A 2,529-nucleotide genomic window follows, 5' to 3' on the forward strand; every position below is an offset into this window, starting at 1 on the left:
CCTCTACCTGTCCCAACCGGTCGAGGAAGCCCTCATCCGGATCATCCAAGAGGCCCTGACCAACATCCGCCGCCACGCCAACGCCAATACGGCAACCATCAGCCTCTCCACCCACGACAACCGCCTGACGCTGCTCATCACCGACGACGGGCGCGGCCTGCCACCCGACCCAAGCCGCGCCGGCGGTCTGGGACTGACCAACATGCGCGAGCGCGCCGAAGGCGTCCGCGGCAGTTTCGATGTCCGCCCCACCCGTCCAGGCACGATTATCGAGGTCATCTTGCCCACCGACCGCGCTGAGCCGGCTCATGCCTGACCAGATCCGCATCTGCATCGCCGACGACCACGCCGTTGTCCGACAGGGCCTGCGCGCCTTTCTCAACAGCCAACCCGACATCGACGTCGTCGCAGAGGCCGCCACCGGCAGCGACACCGTGGCGCAGGCACAACGGTTCAATCCCGATGTCATGCTCGTCGACCTCATGATGCCCGGGACAGACGGATTCGAAGCCATCCACCGGATACGCCAATGCTGCCCCGACACAGCCATCGTTGTCCTCACCTCCTTCTCCGCCGAAGGCCAAGTCCTGCGCGCGCTGCGGGCAGGAGCCCTCTCCTACCTCCTCAAGGACGCAGACGCCCTGCAAATCGCGGCCGCGATCCGAAAGGCAGCCCGCGGCGAGCCGGTCATCGCGACCGGGGCGATCCTAAAGCCAACGCGCATCGCAGGAGAACAGGCCTCCGGGCTGGGGCGACTCACCAACCGGGAACTCGAAGTACTACAGCTCATCGCCGACGGCCTCAGCAACGCCCTCATCGCCCAACGACTCGTGATCGGTGAGGGCACCGTCAAGACCCACGTCAACAACATTCTCAGCAAGCTTCACCTAACCGACCGCACCCAAGCCGCAGTCCTCGCCTGGCGTCACAGCCTAGTCGAATACCACCCAGACAGCGGCTAACATCGCGGAGCGGTTCAGACCTTGATCGGCGCTGTTGCACCGGCAGATGTCGTGGTCTATCCCGGTTGTCGAGGCATGATCGAGTGGAGTCTCGCTGCCGCCCTGGTCCGCCGGTCCCGGCGTCGGAGTTTGCTGGGTTCCGGTTCCCGCCCGAGGTGATCGTGCTCGGCGTGCGCTGGTATCTGCGGTTCGCCCTGTCGTACCGGGACGTCGAGGAGTTGCTGGCCGAGCGCGGGATCGTCGTCGACCATGTCACGCTGTTCCGCTGGGTCCGCCGGTTCACGCCGTTGCTGATCGACGCCGCCCAGCCGTCCCGCCGGGTCTGTTGCGTGGGCTGGGGCCGTGGTCCGCGTCGGCGGCCAAGGGCTGATCGGATGATGGCTCCCTGCCGCGCTCGTCCACCGCTCCCGGTCTCGGAGTTCATCGGGTTCCGGTTCCCACCGGAGGTGATCGTTTTGGCTGTGCGTTGGTACCTGCGGTTTCGCGCTGTCGTACCGGGATGTCGAAGAACTTCTGGCCGAACGTGGCATCGACGTTGATCACGTTACCGTGTTCAGGTGGGTGCAGCGGTTCACGCCGCTGCTGGTCGCGCGGCCGACCTGTTCGAGCACACGCGCCGTTCTACCCCTTCCGGGAAGGCAACCGCGATCTACCTGCGGGACAAACGACGAGGCGGCGCCGAGATATGGACCGGACCCGCCACGGTCGCACACAGTCGGCCCCTCGCCGTCCCGATCGGATCGGTCCACCTATCGGCCCGACACGGCGAACCGCCCGCCGGGCACCCCAAACCGTGCCCAGCGTCCCCCGGGGTAGCGCGGGCACCCGCCGCCCCAACCAGGCCCACAGCGAACCAGGACGCCACGAGACAGACCTCGACGCAGAGCTGAACACCCTGGCGGTCGGGCAGCCGGGCGTCAGGTCCAACCCTAAGGACGGGTCGCGACCTCCGGCGATCGCACGGAGGCGCACAGGCGCCGCCGTGTCGGATTGACTGCAGGCCTCTCCGCGGCGGGCCGCCGCCAGGTGTCGCCGGACTCCGCGCCCCGGACACGTCCGCGACATCCCCCAAACGGCCGGAGCCGCCACATCGATCTCGCGGCGGCGATCCCAACGAAGAGGGACGTCGCAGCGCGACCTGGCACAACCAGCAATGATTACAATCTGTCACAGACTGCGGTGGCGGGGAACGAGGCAAACTGAGACCGGTCTCGCCCAAAACGATCATGGCCTATGACATGATCGTGCGAAATGAGCACACAATGAGCGCACATTCGCGATCATGGCTGCAAAAAGATTAGATCAACATCACAAACCCGCAGGTCAGCGGGATGTTGATCGAGACGACGAGGGGACTCGAACCCCTAACCGCCCGATTACAAGTCGGCCACTGGGGTGTTTCTCCATGTTCGCGCGGGCCACCCGATGCCCATTCGTCCACGTGACGGCCGATTTCGCTGTCATCTAGGGTTCCGGAGTGCCGCATCGTGCCGCGACGTCCGTACACACAATGAGCACACATCGTCGGGCCGGGGCGCACCGAACAGGCAGTCACGCCTCCGTCGAT

Annotated in this window: 2 protein-coding genes, 1 tRNA gene and 2 pseudogenes; 4 read left to right on the forward strand and 1 reads right to left on the reverse strand. The window is 65.9% G+C overall.

Annotated elements, in window-relative coordinates:
* The 4 genes and pseudogenes from U9980_RS28120 to U9980_RS28135 all read left to right on the forward strand — a co-directional run.
* Positions 1 to 316 (forward strand): sensor histidine kinase (locus tag U9980_RS28120; protein WP_322770692.1); only part of this gene is annotated, 316 nt, incomplete at its 5' end.
* Positions 309 to 962 carry a response regulator transcription factor gene (locus U9980_RS28125; RefSeq protein ID WP_322770693.1) on the forward strand — a complete coding sequence of 218 codons (654 nt, stop codon included), beginning with the start codon at positions 309 to 311 and terminating at the stop codon, positions 960 to 962. The genes U9980_RS28120 and U9980_RS28125, both read left to right, overlap by 8 nt.
* Positions 963 to 1,117: 155 nt before the next feature.
* Positions 1,118 to 1,255 (forward strand): annotated as a pseudogene (locus U9980_RS28130) (IS6 family transposase); the annotation flags it as partial.
* 84 nt (positions 1,256 to 1,339) lie between these two features.
* Positions 1,340 to 1,556, forward strand: a pseudogene (locus U9980_RS28135) (IS6 family transposase); the annotation flags it as partial.
* 747 nt (positions 1,557 to 2,303) lie between these two features.
* Here U9980_RS28135 and U9980_RS28140 read toward each other — a convergent pair.
* A tRNA-Ser gene (locus U9980_RS28140) sits at positions 2,304 to 2,400 on the reverse strand.
* Positions 2,401 to 2,529 lie beyond the last annotated feature (129 nt).

The organism is Protofrankia sp. Cr1, from assembly GCF_963555865.1.
GTDB lineage: Bacteria > Actinomycetota > Actinomycetes > Frankiales > Frankiaceae > Protofrankia.

Excerpts from the sequence above, each read along its gene's own strand:
- U9980_RS28125 (WP_322770693.1), top strand. The coding sequence starts at position 309 with ATGCCTGACCAGATCCGCATCTGCATCGCCGACGACCACGCCGTTGTC.